The organism is Pseudomonas sp. R43(2017) (assembly GCF_002112345.1).
Taxonomy (GTDB): Bacteria; Pseudomonadota; Gammaproteobacteria; order Pseudomonadales; family Pseudomonadaceae; genus Aquipseudomonas; species Aquipseudomonas kribbensis.
This window is the reverse complement of sequence record NZ_NEHJ01000010.1, coordinates 66,852-89,513: the sequence shown is the minus strand read 5'-3', so window position 1 is coordinate 89,513 and position 22,662 is coordinate 66,852. Positions and strand designations below refer to the sequence as shown.

19 protein-coding genes and 1 other RNA gene are annotated in these 22,662 nt (G+C 61.9%); 9 read left to right on the top strand and 11 right to left on the bottom strand.

Annotated features, from left to right (window positions below):
- Positions 1 to 106 precede the first annotated feature (106 nt).
- From ccoG to hemN, 6 genes are all read left to right on the top strand, one after another.
- A complete protein-coding gene (gene ccoG / locus CAG02_RS25495) occupies positions 107 to 1,522 on the top strand; it encodes a cytochrome c oxidase accessory protein CcoG (RefSeq protein ID WP_085711940.1) in 1,416 nt (471 codons plus the stop codon).
- A gap of 11 nt (positions 1,523 to 1,533) precedes the next feature.
- Positions 1,534 to 2,073: a FixH family protein gene (locus CAG02_RS25490; protein ID WP_085711939.1), complete on the top strand. Its 540-nt coding sequence runs from the start codon at positions 1,534 to 1,536 to the stop codon at positions 2,071 to 2,073.
- 12 nt (positions 2,074 to 2,085) lie between these two features.
- Entirely contained in the window at positions 2,086 to 4,536 is a 2,451-nt protein-coding gene (locus CAG02_RS25485) for a heavy metal translocating P-type ATPase (protein WP_085711938.1), read from the top strand.
- A 22-nt stretch (positions 4,537 to 4,558) separates the two neighbouring features.
- Positions 4,559 to 4,771 carry a cbb3-type cytochrome oxidase assembly protein CcoS gene (gene ccoS, locus CAG02_RS25480; protein ID WP_085711937.1) on the top strand — a complete coding sequence of 71 codons (213 nt, stop codon included), beginning with the start codon at positions 4,559 to 4,561 and terminating at the stop codon, positions 4,769 to 4,771.
- Complete coding sequence (locus tag CAG02_RS25475; protein WP_085711936.1) at positions 4,764 to 5,447, top strand: sulfite exporter TauE/SafE family protein; 684 nt, start codon at positions 4,764 to 4,766, stop codon at positions 5,445 to 5,447. The genes ccoS and CAG02_RS25475 overlap by 8 nt, the downstream gene beginning before the upstream one ends.
- A 196-nt stretch (positions 5,448 to 5,643) precedes the next feature.
- Entirely contained in the window at positions 5,644 to 7,026 is a 1,383-nt protein-coding gene (hemN, locus tag CAG02_RS25470; RefSeq protein WP_085711935.1) for an oxygen-independent coproporphyrinogen III oxidase, read from the top strand.
- On the opposite strand, the gene CAG02_RS25465 is transcribed toward hemN, so the two are convergent.
- The gene (locus tag CAG02_RS25465; RefSeq protein WP_085711934.1) at positions 7,023 to 7,505 is read right to left on the bottom strand and encodes a hypothetical protein; all 483 of its coding nucleotides are present in this window, start codon (positions 7,503 to 7,505) and stop codon (positions 7,023 to 7,025) included. The two genes, hemN and CAG02_RS25465, sit on opposite strands and share 4 nt — an antisense overlap.
- A gap of 155 nt (positions 7,506 to 7,660) precedes the next feature.
- Here CAG02_RS25465 and fnr point away from each other — a divergent pair, with 155 nt between their 5' ends.
- Positions 7,661 to 8,395: a fumarate/nitrate reduction transcriptional regulator Fnr gene (gene fnr / locus CAG02_RS25460; RefSeq protein WP_085711933.1), complete on the top strand. Its 735-nt coding sequence runs from the start codon at positions 7,661 to 7,663 to the stop codon at positions 8,393 to 8,395.
- A gap of 78 nt (positions 8,396 to 8,473) precedes the next feature.
- A complete protein-coding gene (locus CAG02_RS25455; RefSeq protein WP_003223345.1) occupies positions 8,474 to 9,022 on the top strand; it encodes an adenine phosphoribosyltransferase in 549 nt (182 codons plus the stop codon).
- Positions 9,023 to 9,132: 110 nt separating this feature from the next.
- Here CAG02_RS25455 and CAG02_RS25450 read toward each other — a convergent pair whose 3' ends face one another.
- The 5 genes from CAG02_RS25450 to dnaX form a co-directional block, all read right to left on the bottom strand.
- The gene (locus CAG02_RS25450) at positions 9,133 to 10,281 is read right to left on the bottom strand and encodes an acyl-CoA dehydrogenase family protein (RefSeq protein WP_085711932.1); all 1,149 of its coding nucleotides are present in this window, start codon (positions 10,279 to 10,281) and stop codon (positions 9,133 to 9,135) included.
- A 71-nt stretch (positions 10,282 to 10,352) separates the two neighbouring features.
- Positions 10,353 to 10,955 carry a recombination mediator RecR gene (gene recR, locus CAG02_RS25445; RefSeq protein WP_085711931.1) on the bottom strand — a complete coding sequence of 201 codons (603 nt, stop codon included), beginning with the start codon at positions 10,953 to 10,955 and terminating at the stop codon, positions 10,353 to 10,355.
- 66 nt (positions 10,956 to 11,021) lie between these two features.
- Positions 11,022 to 12,056, bottom strand: coding sequence for an NADP-dependent oxidoreductase (locus tag CAG02_RS25440; RefSeq protein ID WP_085711930.1), 1,035 nt, complete (start codon positions 12,054 to 12,056; stop codon positions 11,022 to 11,024).
- Between the two features lie 148 nt (positions 12,057 to 12,204).
- A complete protein-coding gene (locus tag CAG02_RS25435; protein ID WP_085711929.1) occupies positions 12,205 to 12,543 on the bottom strand; it encodes a YbaB/EbfC family nucleoid-associated protein in 339 nt (112 codons plus the stop codon).
- Positions 12,544 to 12,610: 67 nt separating this feature from the next.
- Positions 12,611 to 14,689 (bottom strand): DNA polymerase III subunit gamma/tau, encoded by a 2,079-nt coding sequence (dnaX, locus tag CAG02_RS25430; protein ID WP_085711928.1) that lies wholly within the window; start codon positions 14,687 to 14,689, stop codon positions 12,611 to 12,613.
- 145 nt (positions 14,690 to 14,834) lie between these two features.
- Here dnaX and CAG02_RS25425 point away from each other — a divergent pair, with 145 nt between their 5' ends.
- On the top strand, positions 14,835 to 15,584 hold the full coding sequence (locus CAG02_RS25425; protein ID WP_085711927.1) for an ABC transporter substrate-binding protein: 750 nt from the start codon (positions 14,835 to 14,837) through the stop codon (positions 15,582 to 15,584).
- A 17-nt stretch (positions 15,585 to 15,601) separates the two neighbouring features.
- On the opposite strand, the gene CAG02_RS25420 is transcribed toward CAG02_RS25425, so the two are convergent.
- The 5 genes from CAG02_RS25420 to zipA all read right to left on the bottom strand — a co-directional run bounded on the left by CAG02_RS25420 (position 15,602) and on the right by zipA (position 22,543).
- A complete protein-coding gene (locus CAG02_RS25420; protein ID WP_085711926.1) occupies positions 15,602 to 17,557 on the bottom strand; it encodes a hypothetical protein in 1,956 nt (651 codons plus the stop codon).
- 231 nt (positions 17,558 to 17,788) lie between these two features.
- An RNA gene (gene ffs / locus CAG02_RS25415) (signal recognition particle sRNA small type) lies at positions 17,789 to 17,885 on the bottom strand.
- A gap of 111 nt (positions 17,886 to 17,996) precedes the next feature.
- Positions 17,997 to 19,163: a putative zinc-binding metallopeptidase gene (locus tag CAG02_RS25410; RefSeq protein WP_085711925.1), complete on the bottom strand. Its 1,167-nt coding sequence runs from the start codon at positions 19,161 to 19,163 to the stop codon at positions 17,997 to 17,999.
- Between the two features lie 68 nt (positions 19,164 to 19,231).
- Positions 19,232 to 21,589 (bottom strand): NAD-dependent DNA ligase LigA, encoded by a 2,358-nt coding sequence (gene ligA / locus CAG02_RS25405; RefSeq protein WP_085711924.1) that lies wholly within the window; start codon positions 21,587 to 21,589, stop codon positions 19,232 to 19,234.
- 87 nt (positions 21,590 to 21,676) lie between these two features.
- Complete coding sequence (gene zipA, locus CAG02_RS25400) at positions 21,677 to 22,543, bottom strand: cell division protein ZipA (protein ID WP_085711923.1); 867 nt, start codon at positions 22,541 to 22,543, stop codon at positions 21,677 to 21,679.
- Positions 22,544 to 22,662: the final 119 nt, after the last annotated feature.

Below are 22,662 nucleotides of genomic sequence, written 5' to 3'. Positions count from 1 at the left end.
CGTTCGTCGGCATCACAGGCGTATCATTGCGCCACTGCAACACCCTTTCTGACCCCGGCCGGCACGTATCGACCGAGGCATTTTTCCACTGCCGTGGGATGCAATGATGAGTAATCAGATTCCGGTACACGACGTCACGCCCCCCAACAAGAACGCGAACAACAGCGTCGACCTTTACGCCTCTCGAGAAAAAATCTACACCCGTGCTTTCACCGGCCTGTTCCGCAATCTGCGGATGATGGGCGGCACGGCGCTGTTCCTGCTGTATTTCGGTACGGTGTGGCTGAACTGGGGTGGCCACCAGGCCGTGTGGTGGAACCTGCCGGAACGCAAGTTCTTCATCTTCGGCGCCACCTTCTGGCCCCAGGATTTCATTCTGCTTTCGGGCCTGCTGATCATTGCCGCGTTCGGCCTGTTCTTCATCACGGTGTACGCCGGCCGGGTCTGGTGTGGCTACACCTGTCCGCAAAGCGTGTGGACGTGGATTTTCATGTGGTGCGAGAAGGTCACCGAAGGCGACCGCAACCAGCGCATCAAGCTCGACAAGGCGCCGATGAGCGCCAACAAGTTCCTGCGCAAGTTCGCCAAGCACGCCATGTGGCTGCTGATCGGTTTCGTCACCGGCATGACCTTCGTCGGCTACTTCTCGCCGATCCGCGAACTGGTATTCGACTTCTTCACAGGCCAGGCCGATGGCTGGTCGTATTTCTGGGTCGGCTTCTTCACCCTCGCCACCTACGGCAACGCCGGCTGGCTGCGTGAGCAGGTGTGCATCTACATGTGCCCGTATGCGCGCTTCCAGAGCGTGATGTTCGACAAGGACACGCTGATCGTTTCCTATGATCCGCGTCGCGGCGAAAGCCGTGGCCCGCGCAAGAAAGGCGTCGACTACAAGGCTCAGGGCCTGGGCGACTGCATCGACTGCACCATGTGCGTTCAGGTTTGCCCGACCGGCATCGACATCCGCGACGGCCTGCAGATCGAGTGCATCGGCTGCGCCGCGTGCATTGATGCCTGCGACAGCATCATGGACAAGATGGACTACCCGCGCGGGCTGATCAGCTACACCACCGAACACAACCTGTCCGGGCAGAAAACCCATAAACTGCGTCCGCGCCTGATCGGTTATGCCGTGGTGCTGCTGGCGATGATCAGCCTGTTGGTGACGGCCTTCTTCATGCGTTCGCTGGTGGGCTTCGACGTCAGCAAGGACCGGGTGCTGTACCGCGAAAACGCCGAAGGCCGGATCGAAAACGTCTACAGCCTGAAGATCATGAACAAGGATCAGCGCGACCACACCTACGTGCTGGAGGCCGCCGGTTTGCCGGATCTGCGCCTGCAAGGCAGACGCGAGATCAAGGTGCCCGCCGGGGAAATCTTCAGCATGCCGGTCGAGCTGTCGAGCGCCCCCGAGCAACTGCCGTCGAGCACCAACGAGGTGAAATTCATCCTCAAGGATGCCGATGACGACAGCGTCCACGTAGAAGCCAAGAGCCGGTTCATCGGCCCACAAAATCGTTGAGAGAACTGAACATGCCCGCAGCAAACGCCGCAAGCCCCTGGTACAAGCATCTCTGGCCGTGGATCATCATCGGAATCCTCGCTTGCTCGGTAACCCTGACGCTGTCCATGGTGACCATCGCGGTGAACAACCCGGACAACCTGGTCAACGACAACTACTACGAGGCCGGCAAGGGCATCAACCGTTCGCTGGACCGTGAAATGCTCGCGCAGAACCTGAAGATGCGCGCCAACGTGCATCTGGACGACGTGACCGGGGAAGTCGACCTGCGCCTGAGCGGCGACAGCCAGCCGAAAACCCTGGAACTGAACCTGATCTCGCCGACCCAGCCGGACAAGGATCGCAAGATTGTCCTGACCCGCAGCGAAACCGAGCAGGGTCGTTACATTGGCCAGGTGAACGACAAGGTCGAAGGCCGTCGTTTTGTCGAATTGCTCGGTTCGCAGGGTGACCAGGTGTGGCGCATGTTCGAGGAAGAAGTGGTCAGCCATGACAAGGATCTGCTGCTCGGTGACGAACCGCTGCAAGGCGCGGAAGACCTGGACAAGTAAGCAACTCTCCTGATGACCACCCCACTCCCCTGCTACCACTGCGCCCTGCCCGTTCCGACGGGCAGCCGTTTCACTGCTGTCGTGCTCGGGGAGTCCCGCGAGTTCTGCTGCCCGGGCTGCCAGGCCGTAGCCGAAGCCATCGTCGCCGGCGGGCTCGAAAGCTATTACCAGCATCGCAGCGAAGCCTCGGCCAACCCCGAGGCGCTGCCGGTGCAACTGGTGGACGAACTGGCGCTGTACGACCGCGCCGACGTGCAACAGCCTTTCGTGCGCCACGAAGGTGAACTGGCCGAAACCACATTGTTGATGGAAGGCATCAGTTGCGCCGCGTGCGGCTGGCTGATCGAGAAACACCTGCGCACCCTGCCCGCCGTGGCCGAGGCGCGGCTGAATCTGTCCAACCATCGCCTGCATGTGCGCTGGGCCGACGCCCAACTGCCGCTGAGCCAGATCCTCGGCGAACTGCGCCACATCGGCTACGCCGCGCACCCGTATCAGGCCGACCGCGCCAGCGAACAACTGGCCAGCGAAAACCGCCTCGCCCTGCGCCAACTCGGCGTCGCCGGACTGCTGTGGTTCCAGGCGATGATGGCGACCATGGCCACCTGGCCGGAATTCAACATCGACCTCAGCCCCGAGTTGCACACTATCCTGCGCTGGGTCGCGCTGTTCCTGACCACGCCGATTGTGTTCTACAGCTGCGCGCCGTTTTTCAAAGGAGCCATGCGTGACCTGCGCACTAGACATCTGACCATGGATGTCTCGGTGTCGCTGGCGATCGGCGCGGCGTATGTCGCCGGAATCTGGACCTCGATCACCGGGGTCGGCGAGCTGTACTTCGACGCAGTCGGGATGTTCGCGCTATTCCTGCTCGCCGGACGCTACCTGGAACGCCGCGCCCGGGAACGCACCGCCGCCGCCACAGCACAACTGGTCAATCTGCTGCCAGCTTCGTGTCTGCGCCTCGATGAAGCCGGCCAAAGTGAACGCATCCTGCTCAGCGAACTGCGCCTTGGTGACCGGGTGCTGGTTCAACCGGGTTCTGTGCTGCCGGCGGACGGCAAGATCCTCGACGGCCAGTCAAGCATCGATGAGTCGCTGCTGACCGGCGAATACCTGCCACAACCGCGCACGATGGGCGATGCCGTGACCGCCGGCACGCTGAATGTGGAAGGTGCGCTGACCGTCGAAGTGCAGGCGCTGGGTCAGGACACGCGGCTGTCGGCCATCGTTCGCCTGCTGGATCGCGCCCAGGCGGAGAAACCACGACTGGCGGAAATCGCCGACCGTGCCGCGCAATGGTTTCTGTTGCTGTCGTTGATCGCGGCAGCCGCCATCGGCCTGCTGTGGTGGGAGCTGGATTCGTCGCGGGCGTTCTGGATCGTTCTCGCGATGCTGGTGGCGACCTGCCCGTGTGCACTGTCACTGGCGACACCGACCGCCCTCACCGCCGCCACCGGCACCCTGCATAAACTCGGCCTGCTGCTCACGCGCGGTCATGTGCTGGAAGGCCTGAACCAGATCGACACGGTGATTTTCGACAAGACCGGCACCCTTACCGAAGGCCGACTGGTGCTGCGCTCGATCCGCCCCCTCGGCGCCCTCGACAGCGATCAGTGCCTGAGCCTCGCCGCCGCGCTGGAGAACCGTTCGGAACACCCGATTGCCCGCGCCTTTGGCCGGGCGCCGCTGGCCGCCGAAGAGGTTCACAGCACGCCGGGACTGGGCCTTGAAGGTCTGGTCGGCGAAGAGCGTTTACGCATCGGCCAGGCGGACTTTGTCTGTGATCTCAGCGGCGCGCCGGTACCGAAGATGCCCGAAGAACCGGGCCAATGGCTGTTGCTCGGCGACAGCAATGGGCCGCTGGCCTGGTTCGCCCTCGACGACCGTCTGCGCGACGACGCTCCGGCCCTGCTCGCCGCGTGCAAGGCCCGCGGCTGGCACACGCTGCTGCTGTCGGGCGACAGTTCGCCGATGGTTGCCAGTGTCGCCGCCGAACTGGGCATCGACGAGGCACGGGGCGGTCTGCGTCCGGACGACAAGCTGCAAGTGCTGCAACAACTGCACAAGGCCGGCCGCAAGGTATTGATGCTCGGCGACGGGGTCAACGACGTGCCGGTGCTGGCCGCTGCGGACATCAGCGTGGCCATGGGCTCGGCCACCGATCTGGCGAAAACCAGTGCCGATGCGGTGCTGCTGTCCAACCGGCTCGACGCGCTGGTGCAAGCCTTCTCGCTGGCCCGCCGCACACGCCGGGTGATCATCGAGAACCTGTTGTGGGCCGCGCTGTACAATGGCCTCATGTTGCCGTTCGCCGCCCTCGGCTGGATCACTCCGGTATGGGCCGCCGTCGGCATGTCGATCAGTTCGCTGACTGTGGTGCTCAACGCCCTGCGCCTGACTCGCCTGCCGAGTGCGCCGGCCGTCAACGCCACGTCAGAAACCCGCCCGCTGCCGGCCTGAGCCGCGCGGGCATGGAGTACAGATGCCAGCTCTCTACGTGATGATTCCGGCCGCGCTGCTGATCGTGGCCATCGCCGTCTACATCTTCTTCTGGGCGGTGGACAGCGGCCAGTACGACGACCTCGACGGCCCGGCCCACAGCATTCTGTTCGACGATCAGGACCCGAATCACACCGCCGCGGTGGATGAAGCCAATCCGGTCAAACCGGACGACAAGGCGCCACCCCATGCTTGAACTGGCGCCACTGCTGGTGTCTGCGCTGATTCTCGGCCTGCTCGGCGGCGGGCATTGCCTGGGCATGTGCGGCGGCTTGATGGGTGCGCTGACCCTGGCGATTCCAAAGGAGCAACGCAGCCGACGCTTTCGATTGCTGCTGGCGTACAACCTCGGGCGGATTCTCAGTTATGCCACGGCCGGATTACTGATCGGGCTGGCAGGATGGGCCGTGGCCAACAGCCCTGCTGCGCTGTTCATGCGCGTACTCGCGGGGTTGCTGCTGATCGCCATGGGCTTGTACCTGGCCGGATGGTGGAGTGGCCTGACCCGCATCGAGAGCCTCGGTCGCGGACTGTGGCGCTACATTCAGCCAGTCGCCAATCGCTTGCTGCCGGTGTCGAGCCTGCCCCGGGCCTTGCTGCTCGGCGCGCTGTGGGGCTGGCTGCCGTGCGGGCTGGTTTACAGCACGTTGCTGTGGTCGGCCAGTCAGGGCAATGCGTTCGACAGCGCCTTGTTGATGCTCGCCTTCGGGCTCGGCACCTGGCCGGTTTTACTCGCCACCGGGTTGGCAGCCGAGCGGGTTACGGCTCTGTTGCGCAAACGCAGCGTGCGCATGGCCGGCGGTCTGCTGGTGATCCTGTTCGGCATCTGGACCCTGCCGGGGCCGCACCAGCACTGGCTGATGGGCCACTGATCGGCGGCGCGGCCATCGCGAGCAAGCTCGCTCCCACAGGTTTTGTGTACGCCACAAATCTCCTGTGGGAGCGAGCTTGCTCGCGATGGGGCCGCATGACTTATACAAATCCTCCCCGTTGATACAAATCAAGATGCCCCGCCGCGCCCTCCCCTAGACTCGCTCACACTGCCAGCCTATCCGGGGGAATGCCCGCATGCTCGACGCCATTCGTTGGGACACCGATTTGATCCGCCGCTACGACCTGGCGGGGCCGCGCTACACCTCGTACCCGACGGCCGTGCAATTCAACAGTCAGGTCGGCACCTTCGACCTGTTCCACGCCTTGCGCGACAGCCGCAAGGCCCTGCGCCCGCTGTCGCTGTACGTGCACGTGCCGTTCTGCGCGAACATTTGCTACTACTGCGCCTGCAACAAGGTCATCACCAAGGATCGCGGCCGCGCCCTGCCGTACCTGCAACGGCTCGAGCAGGAGATCCAGTTGATCGCTTGCCACCTCGACCCGGCGCAGAAAGTCGAACAACTGCACTTCGGCGGCGGCACCCCGACCTTTCTCAGCCACGACGAATTGCGGCAGTTGATGGCGCACCTGCGCAAACATTTCAATTTGCTGGATGACGACTCCGGCGATTACGGCATCGAAATCGATCCGCGCGAAGCCGACTGGTCGACCATGGGCCTGCTGCGGGAACTGGGCTTCAACCGGGTCAGCATCGGCCTGCAGGATCTCGACCCGGCGGTGCAACGGGCGGTCAATCGCCTGCAAAGCCTGGAAGAAACCCGCGCGGTGATCGACGCAGCGCGGACCCTGCAATTTCGCTCGATCAACATCGACCTGATCTACGGCCTGCCCAAGCAGACCCCGGACAACTTTGCCCGCACCGTCGAAGAAGTCATCAGCCTGCAACCGGACCGGCTCTCGGTGTTCAACTACGCGCACCTGCCGGAACGCTTCATGCCGCAGCGGCGGATCAACGGCAACGAACTGCCGAGCCCGACGCAAAAGCTGGAAATGCTGCAACGCACCATCGAACAACTGACCGCCGCCGGCTATCGCTACATCGGCATGGACCACTTCGCCCTGCCCGACGATGAACTGGCGATTGCCCAGGAAGAATCGACCCTGCAACGCAACTTCCAGGGCTACACCACCCACGGTCATTGCGACCTGATCGGTCTGGGCGTGTCGGCCATCAGCCAGATCGGCGACCTGTACTGCCAGAACAGCAGCGACCTCAATCACTACCAGAACACCCTCGCCGGCGCGCAACTGGCCACGAGCCGTGGCCTGGTGTGCAACGCTGACGACCGCTTGCGTCGCGCGGTGATTCAGCAACTGATCTGCAATTTCAGCCTGGATTTCGCCGAGATCGAGCGCAGTTTCAACATCGATTTTCAGGGCTATTTCGGCGCGCTCTGGCCGCAGTTGCAAGGCATGGCAAAGGACGGGTTGATCGAACTGGATCGCGAACGAATCAACGTGCTGCCTGCCGGGCGCCTGCTGGTGCGCTCGGTGTGCATGGTGTTCGACGCGTATCTGGAACAGCAGAACCGCCAGCGTTTCTCGCGGGTGATCTAGCTCTTCATCAGCAAGGTATTGGTTTTCAGGTTCTGGTCCGCAGTCAGGCCCGATTGGTCGATGACCTTGGCCAGGGACAGGTTGGCGGTAATCAAACCGTTGTTGAGGGCGGAAATGGCGCCTTTGAGGGCAGCGATCTTGGCGAATCGCTCTTCGTTGGAGAGGGTCTTGTCAGCCATCAGCGCGTTGATCTGGGCGTTCTTTTCGGCGATCTGCTGACGCAACTTGCGAATCATCTTCAGCAATTGCTGGACGTTTTCCGGCAAGCCGCTCTCATCGATATCGCTGTTTTTCCCGCCGACACCGGCGGATTTTGCAATGGCGGCACCGGACAGCGACACTTTGACGCCCTCGACCAAGGTCGGGGTTCCCAACAATGCCGCGCCTGTGCCGGACTCATCGTCAACGGAGGTTTCAGCACTTTCCAGCAATGACGCAACGCCACTGTTACCGGGGGTCAGCGTGCCAATAGCAGTCATCGAAGCGGTTCCTTGCATGCCGTCAGATACCTGTTTATCGGCCGCCATCCCTGCGGCTTTATGCCGTGGAGGCAATCTCGCCACAGGCTGGCCTGAATGTCCTCCCCTGGGTTACCCTTACGCCTTATGTGTGTTTTCCCACAAGGATTTAAGAAATGTCCGAGCCAGTTAAACTGCGCGCTCATAACCAGGCTAATTGCAAGGATTGCAGCCTGGCCCCTCTCTGCCTGCCACTTTCGCTGAATCTGGAAGACATGGATGCGCTGGACGAAATCGTTAAACGTGGCCGCCCGTTGAAAAAGGGTGAGTTCCTGTTCCGCCAGGGCGACACCTTCGATTCCGTTTATGCAGTACGCTCCGGCGCTCTGAAGACCTTCAGCCTGAGTGATGCCGGCGAAGAACAACTGACCGGTTTCCACCTGCCGAGCGAACTGGTCGGTCTGTCCGGCATGGACACCGAGAAACACCCGGTTTCCGCCCAGGCTTTGGAAACTACCTCGGTCTGCGAGATTCCGTTCGAACGTCTCGACGAACTGGCCCTGCAATTGCCGCAGCTGCGCCGTCAGTTGATGCGCGTGATGAGCCGGGAAATCCGCGACGACCAGCAAATGATGTTGCTGCTGTCGAAGAAAACCGCAGACGAGCGCATCGCCACGTTCCTGGTCAACCTGTCGGCCCGTTTCCGCGCTCGCGGCTTCTCGGCCAACCAGTTCCGCCTGAGCATGTCGCGCAATGAAATCGGCAACTATCTGGGGCTCGCGGTGGAAACCGTGTCCCGGGTCTTCACCCGCTTCCAGCAGAACGAACTGATCGCCGCCGAGGGCAAGGAAATCCATATCCTCGACCCGATCCAGCTCTGCGCCCTGGCTGGCGGCTCGCTCGAAGTCTGATCTCGACCCGCGGCCGAGCGTATCGTTTCAGCCGCGGGTATACTGCGCCGTTTGCAGCCCTGCCAGGACACCTCGACGATGGTCTTCGACTCCTTCGACATCAAATCCCTGATCCGCCCTGTGATCGATTTCCCGAAACCGGGCGTGATCTTTCGCGACATCACCCCGCTGTTCCAGTCGCCCAAGGCCCTGCGCCTGGTGATGGACAGCTTTGCCCACCGTTATGTGGAAGCCGATTTCACCCATATCGGCGCGATGGACGCGCGTGGTTTCCTGATCGGTTCGGTGCTGGCCTATCAGCTGAACAAGCCGCTGGTGCTGTTCCGCAAGCAAGGCAAACTGCCGGCGGACGTGCTGGCTGAAGGCTACGCGACCGAGTACGGCGAAGCGTTCCTCGAAGTGCACGCCGACAGCCTGTGCGAAGGCGATTCGGTGGTGATGTTCGATGACCTGATCGCCACCGGCGGCACGCTGATCGCAGCGGCCAACCTGATCCGCCGCATGGGCGCCCGCGTTCATGAAGCGGCAGCGATCATCGATCTGCCGGAGCTGGGTGGCTCACAGCGTCTGGAAGACATGGGGATTCCTACGTTCTGCCTGACGCAGTTTGCGTTGACCGATAAGTAAATAGCGCCTGCTCCACCGCTTTCGCGAGCAAGCTCGCTCCCACAGTTGGAATGCGTTCCTCTGTGGGAGCGAGCTTGCTCGCGAATGGGCCGGCAGCCTCGCTGCAAAATCTAAAGTCCCATCTGCTTGCTGATGATCTCGTTCATCACTTCCCGCGTCCCGCCGCCAATCGACAGAATGCGGTTATCCCGATACAGCCGCTCCACCAGGCTTTCGCGCATGTAACCCAGCCCGCCGAGAATCTGCACCGCTTCGGTGGTGATGCGGTCCGAGGTGTCCGTGGCAAAGTTCTTGGCCATGGAGATCTCCTTGATCACACTCTGCCCCGCCGCCATCTTCGCCGCCTGCCGGTAGGTGAACTCCCGGGAGACTTCCAGCGCCGTGGCCATTTCCGCGAGGCGATGCTTGATCACCTGAAACTTGCCGATGGGTTTGCCGAACGCCTCACGCTCCTTCGCCCACTTCAGGCTCTCTTCCAGCGCCAGTTGCGCGGTCATGTTGGCCATAAGCGCCAGGGCCAGACGCTCGCTCTGGAAGTTGCCCATGATGCAGGCAAACCCCATGTTCTCCGCGCCAATCAGGTTTCCCACAGGCACCCGGCAATCGTCGAAGAACAATTCAGCCGTGTCCGACGCCCACCAGCCCATTTTCTTCAGTTGTCGGCCGACGGTGAAACCCGGTGTGCCCTTCTCGATCAACAACAGGCTGATGCCGCCAAAACCGGGCGCGCCGGTGCGCACCGCGACGGTGTAGTAATCCGCGCGTACGCCACTGGTGATGAAGGTTTTGCTGCCGCTGACCCGATAGTGATCGCCATCGAGTACGGCGCGGGTCTGCAGGTTGGCGACGTCGGAGCCACCGCCCGGCTCGGTCACTGCCAGCGCACTGATCTTCTCGCCGCTGAGCACTTGGGGTACGACGCGGTCACGGACTTCGGGCCGGGCCCATTTGACGATGGGCGGCAAGCCGATATCCAGCGAACCAAGCCCGGCGACCAGTCCGCCGGAGCCACAACGCATGAGTTCTTCGCTGGCGGCGATCTTGGCGAACAGGTCACCTTCGTGACTGCCGCCCAGCGCTTCGGGATAACCGATGCCGAGGATGCCGGCCGCACCGGCCTTGAGGTACAGCTCACGGGGGAAGTTTTCGGCTTCTTCCCACGCATCGATGTCCGACAGGATCTCACGCTCGACGAAACGTCTGACGCTGTCGCGGACCATTTGGTGGCTGGGGTCGAAGTATTCCTGGAAGGCGGGCATCGGCGAACTCCATGGAAGGGTTCGCCGAACTTAACCGAGCGCTTGCTTGGTTTTCAACAGGATTGTGTGGCTCAGAGAGAAATCGGCTTGCGCCCGGCAAACGAGTGCGCCAGCGTGCCGCCGTCCACCAGCTCCAGTTCGCCACCCAACGGCACGCCGTGAGCGATACGCGAGGCAATCAGGCCTTTGTTGTTGAGCAATTGCGCGATGTAGTGCGCCGTCGCTTCACCTTCCACGGTCGGGTTGGTGGCGAGGATCACTTCGGTGAAGGTGCCCGCCTCTTCGATCCGCGCCATCAGTTGCGGAATGCCGATGGCTTCCGGGCCCAGGCCGTCCAGCGGCGACAGGTGCCCCTTGAGCACGAAGTAGCGACCACGGAATCCGGTCTGCTCGACCGCGTACACATCCATCGGCCCCTCCACCACGCACAGCAACGTGTCGTCACGGCGCGTGTCGGCGCATTGCGGGCACAGGTCGTCTTCGGTCAGCGTGCGGCACTGGCGGCAGTGTCCGACCCCTTCCATGGCCTGGCTCAAGGCCTGGGCCAGGCGCGTGCCGCCGCTGCGGTCACGTTCGAGCAACTGCAACGCCATACGCTGGGCAGTTTTCTGACCCACGCCCGGCAGAATTCGCAGGGCGTCGATCAGTTGGCGAATCAAAGGGCTGAAGCTCATGGGGAAAAAGTCCGACAAAACAACGAGACGCGGTTTATACCCGCGCCTCCGGCCAGCGTCAAATCCTCAGCCCTGGGCGACCCGCACCACCAGTTTGCCGAAGTTGCGCCCCTCCAGCAGCCCGATAAACGCCTGCGGTGCCTGCTCCAGGCCATCGACCACGTCTTCGCGGAATTTCACCTTGCCCTCGCGCACCCACGGCACCATGGCGCTGATGAATTCCGGCTGACGGTCGCCGTAGTCGTCGAACACGATAAAGCCCTGAATGCGTACACGCTTGGTCAGCAGGGTGCGTTGCAAGGCAGGCAAGCGATCCGGGCCTTTCGGCGCTTCCGTGGCGTTGTAGCCGGCGATCAGGCCGCACAACGGGATCCGTGCCTTGGGATTGAGCAGCGGCACGACCGCATCGAAGACATGGCCGCCGACGTTTTCGTAATAGATGTCGATGCCTTTCGGACAGGCCTTTGCCAGTTGTTCGGCGAAGTCCGGCGCCTTGTGATCGATACAGGCGTCGAAACCCAACTCCTCGACCACGTACTTGCACTTCTCGGCCCCTCCGGCCACGCCGACGGCGCGCAGGCCTTTGATCTTGGCGACCTGGCCCACCACCGAGCCTACCGCGCCCGACGCCGCAGCGACTACCAGGGTCTCCCCTGCTTTCGGCTGACCAATGTCCATCAGCCCCATGTACGCAGTCATGCCCGGCATGCCCAGCACACCAAGGGCCATCGACGGGCTCGGCAGCCCCGAAGGGATCGGGATGATGTTGCGCCCGTCGCTGAGGCTGTGGCTTTGCCAGCCCGTAGCGCCGACCACCAGATCGCCGACCTGGAATTTCGGATGACGCGATTGCTCGACCCGGCTGACAGCACCACCAGTCATCACCTCACCGATTTGTACCGGCGCCGCGTAGGACGGCGCGTCACTCATGCGTCCGCGCATGTAGGGATCGAGCGACAAGTAAAGGGTCTTGAGCAGCAACTGGCCGTCTTCAAGATCCGGCAGCGCCTCGCGCTCCAGACGGAAATTCTCGGGTGTCGGCGCGCCCACCGGGCGCGAGGCCAGCACGAAGCGTTGATTAAGAGTCAGAGGGTCGGACATGTCAGCGTCTCCTGTGAATGCTGAATTCGGCGGTATAGGGAGCAGACCGTTGCAACAATGGCGCGTTCGATGTTTCGTCAGCCGGAAATAAAAATGCCAGGCGCGATGCCTGGCATTTTTTGTAGCTCATCCAACCCGCCAAGGCGAATCAGAACGGCAGTTTCATCCCGCCCGGCAGGTTCATGCCAGCGGTCAAACTGCCCATTTTCGCCTGGCTGTTGGCTTCGATCTGACGCACGGCGGCGTTGACGGCAGCAGCTACCAGATCCTCGACCACTTCACGGTCATCTTCGTCCAGGCCCGGCAGTACGCTCGGGTCGATGCTGACTTTTTTCACGTCATGACGGCCGGTCATCACCACGGTGACCAGATCGCCGCCGGCCTTGCCGGTGACTTCTGCATTGGCCAGCTCTTCCTGCATCTTGGCCATTTTTTCCTGCATCAGCTGCGCCTGCTTCACCAGGTTGCCCATGCCACCTTTCATCATGGTAATTACCTCAAAAGTACTTGGATCAATACAGCGCCCGGCGACTTGCGCCGAACACCTTCATTTATTAGCCCTGAGTGACCAGGGCGTCGACAGGTTCAATAGTATCGTGTCGCACGACCGCACCGAACTGCTGGACCATCTGCTGGATGAACGGATCGCCGTGGATCGACTCCTCCGCTTCGCGCTGACGGTTGGCACGGCGCCGGGACGCGGCCTGGGCCGGGGTTTCCTGCTCGGGCTTGATCAGCTCCATGCTCAGGTTCAGCGTGCGGCCATGGTACTGGTTCAAGGCATCGTTCAGACGCCGCTGCTGGGTGGCGTTGAACAAGGCGCTGTGGGCCGGGTCCAGGTGCATCAGCCAGTTGTCGCCATCGACCGCGATCAGCGTGCAGTTGGCGGCGATGCTGCCGGTCATGCCGGAAATCGGCAGTTTCGGGAACAGCTCCAGCCATTGCAGGGCCAGACCGGTGGCCGGCGCGGCGGCGGGTTCCGGCTCGGGTTCGGGGGCCGGTTCTGCGGCGTGTTCGCTGGCCAGATCATCGAGGTAACTGTAGGCCGAATCCATGTCCGGCTCGATGTAGTCCTCGTCCAGCGGCGGCTCGTCGTCCATGTCCATGCCCGGCGTGAAGGCATCGACTTCGGCCACGGACGGCTCAGGGATCGGCGCAGCGGCCCATTCAGGGGCATCCGGCACGACGCTGTCCGGGGTCGGCAGCGGCATTGGTGGCAGTTCTGGCTGCTCGGCGGCCGTTTCCAGCACCGGCTCTACCGATGGCTGCTGCACAGGCGCCGGTTCTACCGGGTCATTCCACGGCAGATCGACGACTTCTTCGACAGCGACCGGTTCGGGCTCCGGCTCAGGCACGGGTTCAGGTGCAATCACCGGGGCAACCGGTGCGGGCTCTGGAACAGGTGCAGGTGCAACCACCGGAGCGGGCGCAACAGCCGCAGCAACTACCGGCGCAGGTTTCGGCGCGGCAGCCACTGAGTTTGCGGAATCAACTGTGGCCTGGCTGATCCCCACTGGCTTTAGCGGTTGCCTCGGGGCGTCCGCCGTGTCCGCCGGCCGGAAGGCCAGCATCCGCAGCAGCACCATTTCGAAACCGCCTCGCGGGTCCGGCGCCAGCGGCAAGTCGCGGCGACCGATCAGGCCCATCTGGTAATAGAACTGCACGTCTTCGGACGGCAGGGCCTGGGCCAGTGCCAGCACCCGGTCACGGTCGCCGTGACCGTTGTCGACACCTTCCGGCAAGGCCTGGGCGATGGCGACGCGGTGCAGCACGTTGAGAATTTCCGAGAGTACGCCGTTCCAGTCCGGCCCTTGTTCGGCCAGGTGGCGTACGGCTTCGAGCAACGCCTTGGCGTCGCCTTCGATCAGGGAATGCAATACGTCATAGACCTGACCGTGGTCCAGCGTGCCGAGCATCGCCCGTACGTCGGTGGCCAGAACCTTGCCTTCACCGAAGGCGATGGCCTGGTCGGTCAGGCTCATGGCGTCGCGCATCGAACCGTCGGCCGCGCGGCCGAGCAGCCACAGGGCGTCGTCTTCGAACGGTACGTTTTCGGCAGTCAGGACGTGAGTCAAATGCTCGACCACACGCTCCGGGGTCATGTTCTTCAGGGAGAACTGCAGGCATCGCGACAAAATCGTTGCCGGAAGTTTCTGCGGGTCGGTGGTCGCCAGGATGAATTTGACGTAGGGCGGCGGCTCTTCGAGGGTTTTCAGCAGCGCATTGAAGGAATGGCTGGAAAGCATGTGCACTTCGTCGATCAGGTAGACCTTGAAGCGCCCGCGGCTCGGGGCGTACTGCACGTTGTCGAGCAGTTCGCGGGTGTCCTCGACCTTGGTCCGGCTCGCGGCGTCGATCTCGATCAGGTCGACGAAGCGGCCTTCATCGATCTCGCGGCACACCGAACACTCGCCACAAGGGCTTGAAGTGATACCTGTTTCACAGTTCAGACATTTGGCGATGATCCGCGCAATCGTCGTCTTGCCGACGCCCCGCGTCCCGGTGAACAGGTAGGCGTGGTGCAGGCGCTGGCTGTCCAAGGCATTGATCAGAGCCTTGAGCACATGGGTCTGGCCGACCATTTCGCGGAACGAGCGCGGACGCCATTTACGTGCAAGAACCTGATAACTCATCGAAAACCGTCGCGGCAAAGGAAGCAGAAGCGGCTAATGCTAGCGGAGCAAGGGCAAAATTGCATCCGGTGCGCTCTTCTATTCTGGCTAAGCTGCATGGGCGAGGGCTTTTGTCGGCTCGGGATCGGGAATTACCGGAGCATTTATGCGGTGGGCCTTGGGGGCAATTCTGGGAATCAGCCTGAACGCGATGGCCGCACAGCCGCCGCTGCGTTTTGCCATGGCCGACAGCTGGGCGATGCCACTGGTGCAATACGAACATGGCCGACCGACCCAGGGCATTCTTTACGACATGATGCTCAGCCTCGCGACCCAGGTCGGCGTGCCGGCGGAGTTTCACGTCCTGCCCCGCACCCGGGTGCAGAGCGCCATGGAACACGGCGAAGTCGACGTGCGCTGTTATGCCGCGCAATCCTGGCTGCCGAACCAGTCCGGCGATTACATCTGGAGCATTCCGCTTTTTTTCCAGCGTGACCTGCTGATCAGCCGCCAGGATCAACCTTCCAGCGTCGATCCGGCCCACCTGCCCCGCCAGGCTATCGGCACCGTGCTCGGTTACAGCTATCCCACGCTTCAGCCGCTGTTCGACACCGACCGCTTATGGCGCGAAGACGCGCGCAACCAGGAACAGGTGCTGGAAAAACTCCTGGCCGGCCGCTACCGCTACGCCGTGAGCAATCAATGGACGTTGGACTGGTTCAACCAGCGCCTGCTGCCGGGGCAGCAATTGCAAGGGGTGACGGTATTGCAGGAGCAGCAGGTCGGCTGTTACGTGCGCAACGATCCGAAAGTGCCGGTGCAGCGGATATTGAGGACGTTGCTGCAGATGAAAATGTCGGGGGAGATTGATGACATTATCCGGTTATATACCGGAGCCCCCGAAAACGCCCCATGAGTCTCTGAATCGCTCGATCAATGCCCCGCCGAATCGCGGAATTTCTGGTACTCGTGATACTCGACCCAGGCGACCACATCGTACGGCACGTAAAGTTTCAGCCTGGCGCGAGAGATGGCGATGTAAACCGCGCAGATCCGTTGATCGAACGCGTAGGCATCCTTGAATTTCTCGTTGGTCAGCAGCCCGGGGGTCAACAGCACCTTGTCGAACTCCATGCCTCCCGCCTCTTCCGCCAGCATCAGCATGCAGCCGTTTCCAGTGCTGTCGATCATTCGGTTCAGTCGCGTCAGGTCGGCGATCATGAAGCCGTTTTCCAGCCTGGCCCTGACCCGCAGGAACGATTCGTCGAACCGGTTGGCGTCGCACACCGCTTGCCAGTCAGGCAGGTCGCTGAAGTACGGATGTACGCCGTTTTCGCTGAATTCCGAGCGGTAGAAGTCAGGTTTGAACAGTTCGATGGCGGTGGCCATGAAATGCTTCAGATCATCCTGGATGCGCTTGTCCGGGAATCTGAACTTGCAGTTGGAGTCGTGCAGATGGATGGCCCAGATCATGGTGTCCCACGGCGATGCCGTCAGCACCACGCAACCCTCGGACGGCACGAAGCCTTCCGGATATTCCTTGATGACGACGTCGGCGTCACTGGCGCCTTCGAACGGAATCTTGCCCTTCTGCGAGTGCCGGGCGATCAGCGGGTTGACCAGCCGCTCGACGTTACGGCCCGAGCGCACGGAATAGCTGATATCGCTTTGGCGAACCTCACGCTGCCGTTTGACCGATACGCCGCTGGCCTGCTGGTACTCGTCGCCGAGGGTGATCAGCACCTGGCGGCCGCGTTCGATAATCTGCAACAGCGAGCCGGGAATGTCCTGGCTTTCGTCGATCAGCACGTGGGTGTAGCGCGCCGGCACCACGCAACCGGCAATGCAGGCGCGCTTGATCATCAGCAGCGCTTCGAAACCGGTCTGGCTGCCCCACGCCGGATTGAGCTCGAGGTAGCCCCACAGCCGGCTCGAATACTCCAGCAACACTTGCGCGTCCACGCTGGAGAGCGGCTGGTTGAAATGCGGCAGATGCTTCGCGGAAAAGGTGTGATCACGGAAGCGGCAGTAGCGCTCGATCACTTTGAGGCAGAGTTCAAGGGTCGCCTGCCCGTCATGGTGGCGGAAGCCGAAGATGTTCAGTTCCTGTGCCAGCGCCTGCCGGCTCGGGATTCGCTTCCCCTCCGCCTGAGGCCTGCGACCGAGCATCAGCGACTGGGCAAACGCCAGGAAGGTCTTGCCGGCCTTCTTCTCACTCGGACCCACCATGCGCTGGCGAAGGACTTCCAGCTTGGCCGGGGTGCGCGCCAGCAACAGGGTTTTCTCCGGCCGCAGGTGCTCCAGCAACGCTACCAATAGATGGCTTTTGCCGATCCCCGCGTAACCTTGAACGTGGAGGTCTTCGTCCAGGTTGGCGCGGAATGTCCTGACCAGTTTGTCCTGTGCCGGGCTCAACCAGCGCTCGCGCTGCCGGGGCGTCACGATCTGCTGACTGAACGGGTCATGGCTGCGATGGCGCCGGACTTTGTATTCGAAATCCCACTGACCATCGGGCAACAAGTAGTCGCGTGCGGACACTTCTTCGGCCAGCAGAAAACGCAGGTTCAGCGGTTGGAGGACCTTCAGGCCGAAATACAATTTGCGCGGATCGAACAGCCGCTGTGCTTCCGACAGCAGGCCCGCCGACGTTGACTGCCGCTTTTCGGCAGCCCAGGACAAGAGCTTGGCCAGAATTTTTTCTGCCGCCACGGCGCCGAGATCCTGCTCTGTCGTCTGCACCAGATTCTGGATGACCAGCACTGCCGCCAACTCTGGGTCGGTCAGGGCTTCGAGGGCTTTGGTGCCACTCGCCTGCAACAGGTTCGCGCAGGTCTCATCCGTGACAGGCAAGAACACGGGGCTGGATAGATCGGAATGTTCCGGGAGCATAAAACCTCGCGGCCAGGGCAGAAACCTACTAGGTCAATCCTGGCCAGACTCTTCATTTATTTCGGTGGTGGCGAGTATGCGCGATTGCAGGGGAAATGATCACCCCGTGTCGACGCCGTTGCTGGCAGAGGGTTTGGGCACGAACCGCCAAATCGCAGACATAAAAAAACCGCAGTGGGCGAAACCCATGCAGTTCGGCGTTGATTCGTTCGGTGTTCGTTAAGGTGGTAACCCTACCAGCCACACCCCGGCACACAATGTTCCCGCTGTGGCTGCTGCCTTCCGGCTCTGACCAGGTTCACGGGTAATCGTTGCGGGGGGACCGATAGGGTCACCATAACGACACTCACCTGTCGGCGAGCCGCGCCATTGTACCTATCTGAGACGAAGTTACAACCGCTCGTTGCAGATTAAAAATATGAAGGGCTTCAAGCACTTGCTATTGCGCCTGAAGCACCTCGTCCGCGCGGCCGCCCTCTTGCTGGATCACCAGATGAATGAAGTGCAGCTTAGCGATTGCCTCCGGCGGCAGCACGAAGGGATAGAAATCCGGCTGGCCCATGCTGCGCGACAGCTCATTGAGCATGCCGGCCAGTTCGATCCACGCGTTGACGAACGACAGGAATGCCGCGCCGCCGGGATGTTCGGGGTCGTACAGTGTGCTCGACGGAAACGGCTGATAGTCGAGGTCCATCTCCCGGGCACTCATGCCGAAACCCAGCGCTGTGTCTACCGCATCCATCATGTGCAGATAATGCGCCCAGGTTTCCGCCCAGTCTTCCCACGGGTGCATGGTGGCGTAGGCGCTGACGCAATGCTGCGACCAGTCGGCCGGCGCGCCCTGTTGATAATGCCGCTCCAGCGCCTCGGCATAACTGGCGCGTTCGTCGCCGAACAGGTTGCGGAACGAACTCAGCCACGGGCCGTTGGCGATCAACCGATCCCAGTAGTAATGCCCGACCTCATGGCGAAAATGCCCGAGCAATGTGCGATAGGGTTCGTGCATCTGCGCCCGGACCTGTTCGCGATGGGCGTCGTCGGCTTCTGCAATATCGAGGGTGATCAAGCCATTGGCGTGGCCGGTCATGGGAGCATTGCCCTCCAGATCGACGCCGATGAAATCGAAAGCCAAGCCGGTTTCTTCGTCGACGGTTTTCGGGATGACCGGCAAGCCGAGGCTGATCAGTTGCGCCACCAGTCGCCGCTTGGCGATTTCCACCTTGCGCCAGCGCTCGGGGTTTTCCGGGACGGACAGATCGGGAATGGTGCGATTCAGATCGCAGGCAGCACACAGGGTGTCGTGATCGTTGGCGGGCAGCAGCCAGTTGCAGGCGGCCGGGGTATCGAGATTGGCGCAGCGCCGGAACAGTCCGGCCTCGGGATCGACGTCCAGCGTCCAGGAGCCTTCAAACGGCCCCGGTTGCAGCGAGGTCAGCCGACTGTGCTCCGGTTGATAACCCAGCGCCGCGTTGCAGGCCAGGCACTGACTGTTGCGAAAGAACAGCGACTGGCCGCAGCGGCACGGCCAGACTTTGCTGTTGCGCGAGGATTCGCCCATGAACGGCGCGACGATGCGGGAACTGAGCTGCTCGAAAAAGCGGTACATGGCGATCTCTCCCTTGGGCTTGCCAAGACTAGATCATTCCCGCGAGTCGATCGTTCCCGCGCGTTGCGTCAGGCGGAAATACCGTGTCCTTTCAGGAACGCGATAAATGCCTCTTCATCCATGACCCTCACGCCCAGCTCGTTGGCCTTGGTCAGTTTCGACCCGGCGCCCGGCCCCGCGACCACGCAATGGGTCTTGGCCGACACGGAACCGGCGACCTTGGCGCCGAGGCTTTCCAGGTGTTCCTTGGCGACGTCGCGGCTCATCAGCTCGACCTTGCCGGTCAGTACCCAGGTTTCGCCGGAAAGCGGCAGGCCTTCGACGACTTTCTTTTCGCTCTGCCAGTGCATGCCGAAATCGCGCAGCTGCTTTTCAGCGTCTTCGGCCAGTTGACGATGCTCGGGCAAAGCGAAGAACTCACGCACCGAGTTAGCCTGCTTCTCCGGCAATGCCTGGCGCATGTCCAGCCAGTCAGCGTTCATCACCCCTTCCAGCGTTTCGAACTTGTCTGCCAGTTTCTGCGCCCCGCCCGGCCCCACCGAAGGAATGTGCAGCTTGTCGAGGAAGCCACCCAACGTGGTGCTCGCGGCAAACTCTGCGCCCAGTTCGCCCTGATCCTGAATCTGCAAACCATGGCCCAACAATTCGGTAATCACCTGCTGGTTGTGCGCATCTTCGAAGAAGCTGTGAATCTCGTGCGCCACTTCCAGACCGATGTCCGGCAGGTACGTCAGCACTTGCGGCAAGGCTTGCTGGACGCGCTCCAGCGACCCCAGCGAGCGCGCCAGCACCTTGGCCGTCTCCTCGCCGACATCCGGGATACCCAGCGCATAAATGAAGCGCGCCAGACCCGGTTTCTTGCTGTCTTCGATGGCGGCCAGCAACTTGTTGCTCGACACTTCGGCAAAGCCTTCCAGGTCTACGATGTCGTCGAACTTCAGCGCATAAAGATCGGCCGGCGAACTGACCAGACCTTCGTCCACCAATTGCTCGACGCTCTTGTCACCGAGGCCTTCGATGTCCATCGCCCGACGGGAAACGAAGTGAATGATCGCCTGCTTGAGCTGCGCACCGCAGGCCAGACGACCGACGCAGCGATACACCGCGCCTTCGCTGATGGTTTCCTTGCCTTTGCTGCGTTTGACCAGTTGCGTGCGTTCGACGTGGGAGCCGCAGACCGGGCAGTTCTCGGGAATCTGCACCGGCCGCGCATCTTCCGGGCGGCGCTCGAGGACCACTTGCACCACTTGCGGAATCACGTCACCGGCACGGCGAATGATCACCGTATCGCCGATCATCAGGCCCAGCCTCGCGACCTCATCCATGTTGTGCAGCGTGGCGTTGGCCACGGTGACGCCGGCAACCTTCACTGGTTTCAAGCGCGCCACCGGAGTGACGGCGCCGGTACGGCCGACCTGGAATTCCACGTCGAGCAGTTCGGTGAGCTCTTCCATGGCCGGGAATTTGTGGGCGATAGCCCAGCGCGGTTCGCGGGCGCGGAAGCCCAGTTCGCGTTGGTCGGCAATGCTGTTGACCTTGAATACGACACCGTCGATTTCATAGGCCAGCGAGTTACGGCGCTCACCGATATCGCGGTAGTAATCCAGGCATTCGCCGATGCCCTTGGCCAGTTTCAATTCGTGGCTGATCGGCATGCCCCAGGCTTGCAGTTGCTTGAGGTTGCCGATGTGGGTGTCGGAAATATCGTGAGAGACCTGACCGATGCCGTAGCAGCAGAATTCCAGCGGACGGTTGGCGGTGATCTTCGAATCCAGCTGACGCAAGCTGCCAGCGGCGGCGTTGCGCGGGTTGGCGAACGTCTTGCCGCCGACTTCCAGTTGCGAGGCGTTGAGACGCTCGAAACCGGCCTTGGACATGAACACTTCGCCGCGCACTTCCAGGGTCGCCGGCCAGCCTGTGCCGTGCAGCTTCAGCGGGATGTTGCGCACCGTGCGCACGTTGACGCTGATGTCTTCGCCAGTAGTGCCGTCGCCGCGCGTGGCGCCGCGTACCAGCACGCCGTCCTGATACAGCAGGCTGACCGCCAGGCCATCGAGTTTCGGCTCGCAGCTGTATTCCACTGCCGCACCACCGCCGAACAGATCACCGGCCGGCAGGTCCAGACCTTCGGTCACCCGGCGGTCGAACTCGCGCATGTCGGTTTCTTCGAAGGCGTTGCCGAGGCTGAGCATCGGCACTTCGTGACGCACCTGGGTGAATGCGGTCAGCGCCACGCTGCCGACGCGCTGGGTCGGCGAGTCGCTGGTGATCAGTTCCGGGTTGGCCGCTTCCAGCGCCTTGAGCTCGTGGAACAACCGGTCGTACTCGGCATCCGGAATGCTCGGCTCATCGAGGACGTGGTAACGGTAGTTGTGCTGATCGAGTTCAGCGCGCAGCTCTAGAATGCGGTCTTTGGCGGCAGTCATGGGTGTTCTCTCATAAAGCAAAAGAGCAGCCGAGGCTGCTCAATCTATTTTGCCGATTGCCCCTTTATTGCGAGGCAACCTTTTCAATCAACGCTTCTGGGTCAGGGCGCGACGTTCGAATTCGACGATGCGCTGACGGTAGTGCTCGATGGTCTGCGCGGTCAGGACGCTGCGCTGGTCATCTTTCAATTCGCCGTTCAGTTCCTGGGACAGCTTGCGGGCTGCCGCCACCATCACGTCGAAGGCCTGCTTCGGATGACGCGGGCCTGGCAGGCCGAGGAAGAAGCTCACCGCCGGAGTGCTGAAATGGTCGATGTCGTCCAGATCGAAGATGCCCGGCTTGACCGCGTTGGCCATGGAGAACAGCACTTCGCCGTTGCCGGCCATGCTTTCGTGACGGTGGAAAATGTCCATCTCGCCGAAACGCAGACCGCTTTCCAGAATGTTCTGCAACAGTGCCGGGCCCTTGAAGCCGGCCGGGTCGCGGCAGATCACGCTGATCACCAGTACTTCTTCGGCTTGCGGCTGATCCTTGTCGGCAACGGCCGGCGACGACTTGGCGACAGGCTCGATGAAGTCATCGTCACGGCTGCTGAAGCTCGGACCGCCGTCCAGGTCCAGATCGAGGTTCAGGTCGCCCTGGGCCGGACCGTTGCTGCCACGCTTGCCGCGCTTGGAACCGGATTCGCGAGGCTCGCGTGGTTCGCGGGCCGGCATGCTCACCGATGGCAGGTCGTGTTCGTCCAGTTGTGGCTCTTTATGGGTATCCAGCACGCGGGCCGGGCCCAACAGCTCGGCGCTGGTGTCCTCGTCCGGCAGGTTGGACAGACTTCGGTCAAGACGGAATTTCAGTTTTCCCTTGCCGCCGCGCATACGGCGCCAGCCATCGAAAAGAATACCGGCTATCACAATGATGCCGATGACGATCAGCCACTCGCGCAGACCGATTTCCATGTAATCCCGTGCCTCTATAAAAAATGCTGAAAAATAAGGGGTTTACACTGTGCAAACCGCTTTAAAACGTGGCGCCAACTCTATGTTCTGACAGGCGTTTTGCCCACGTATACGAAAAA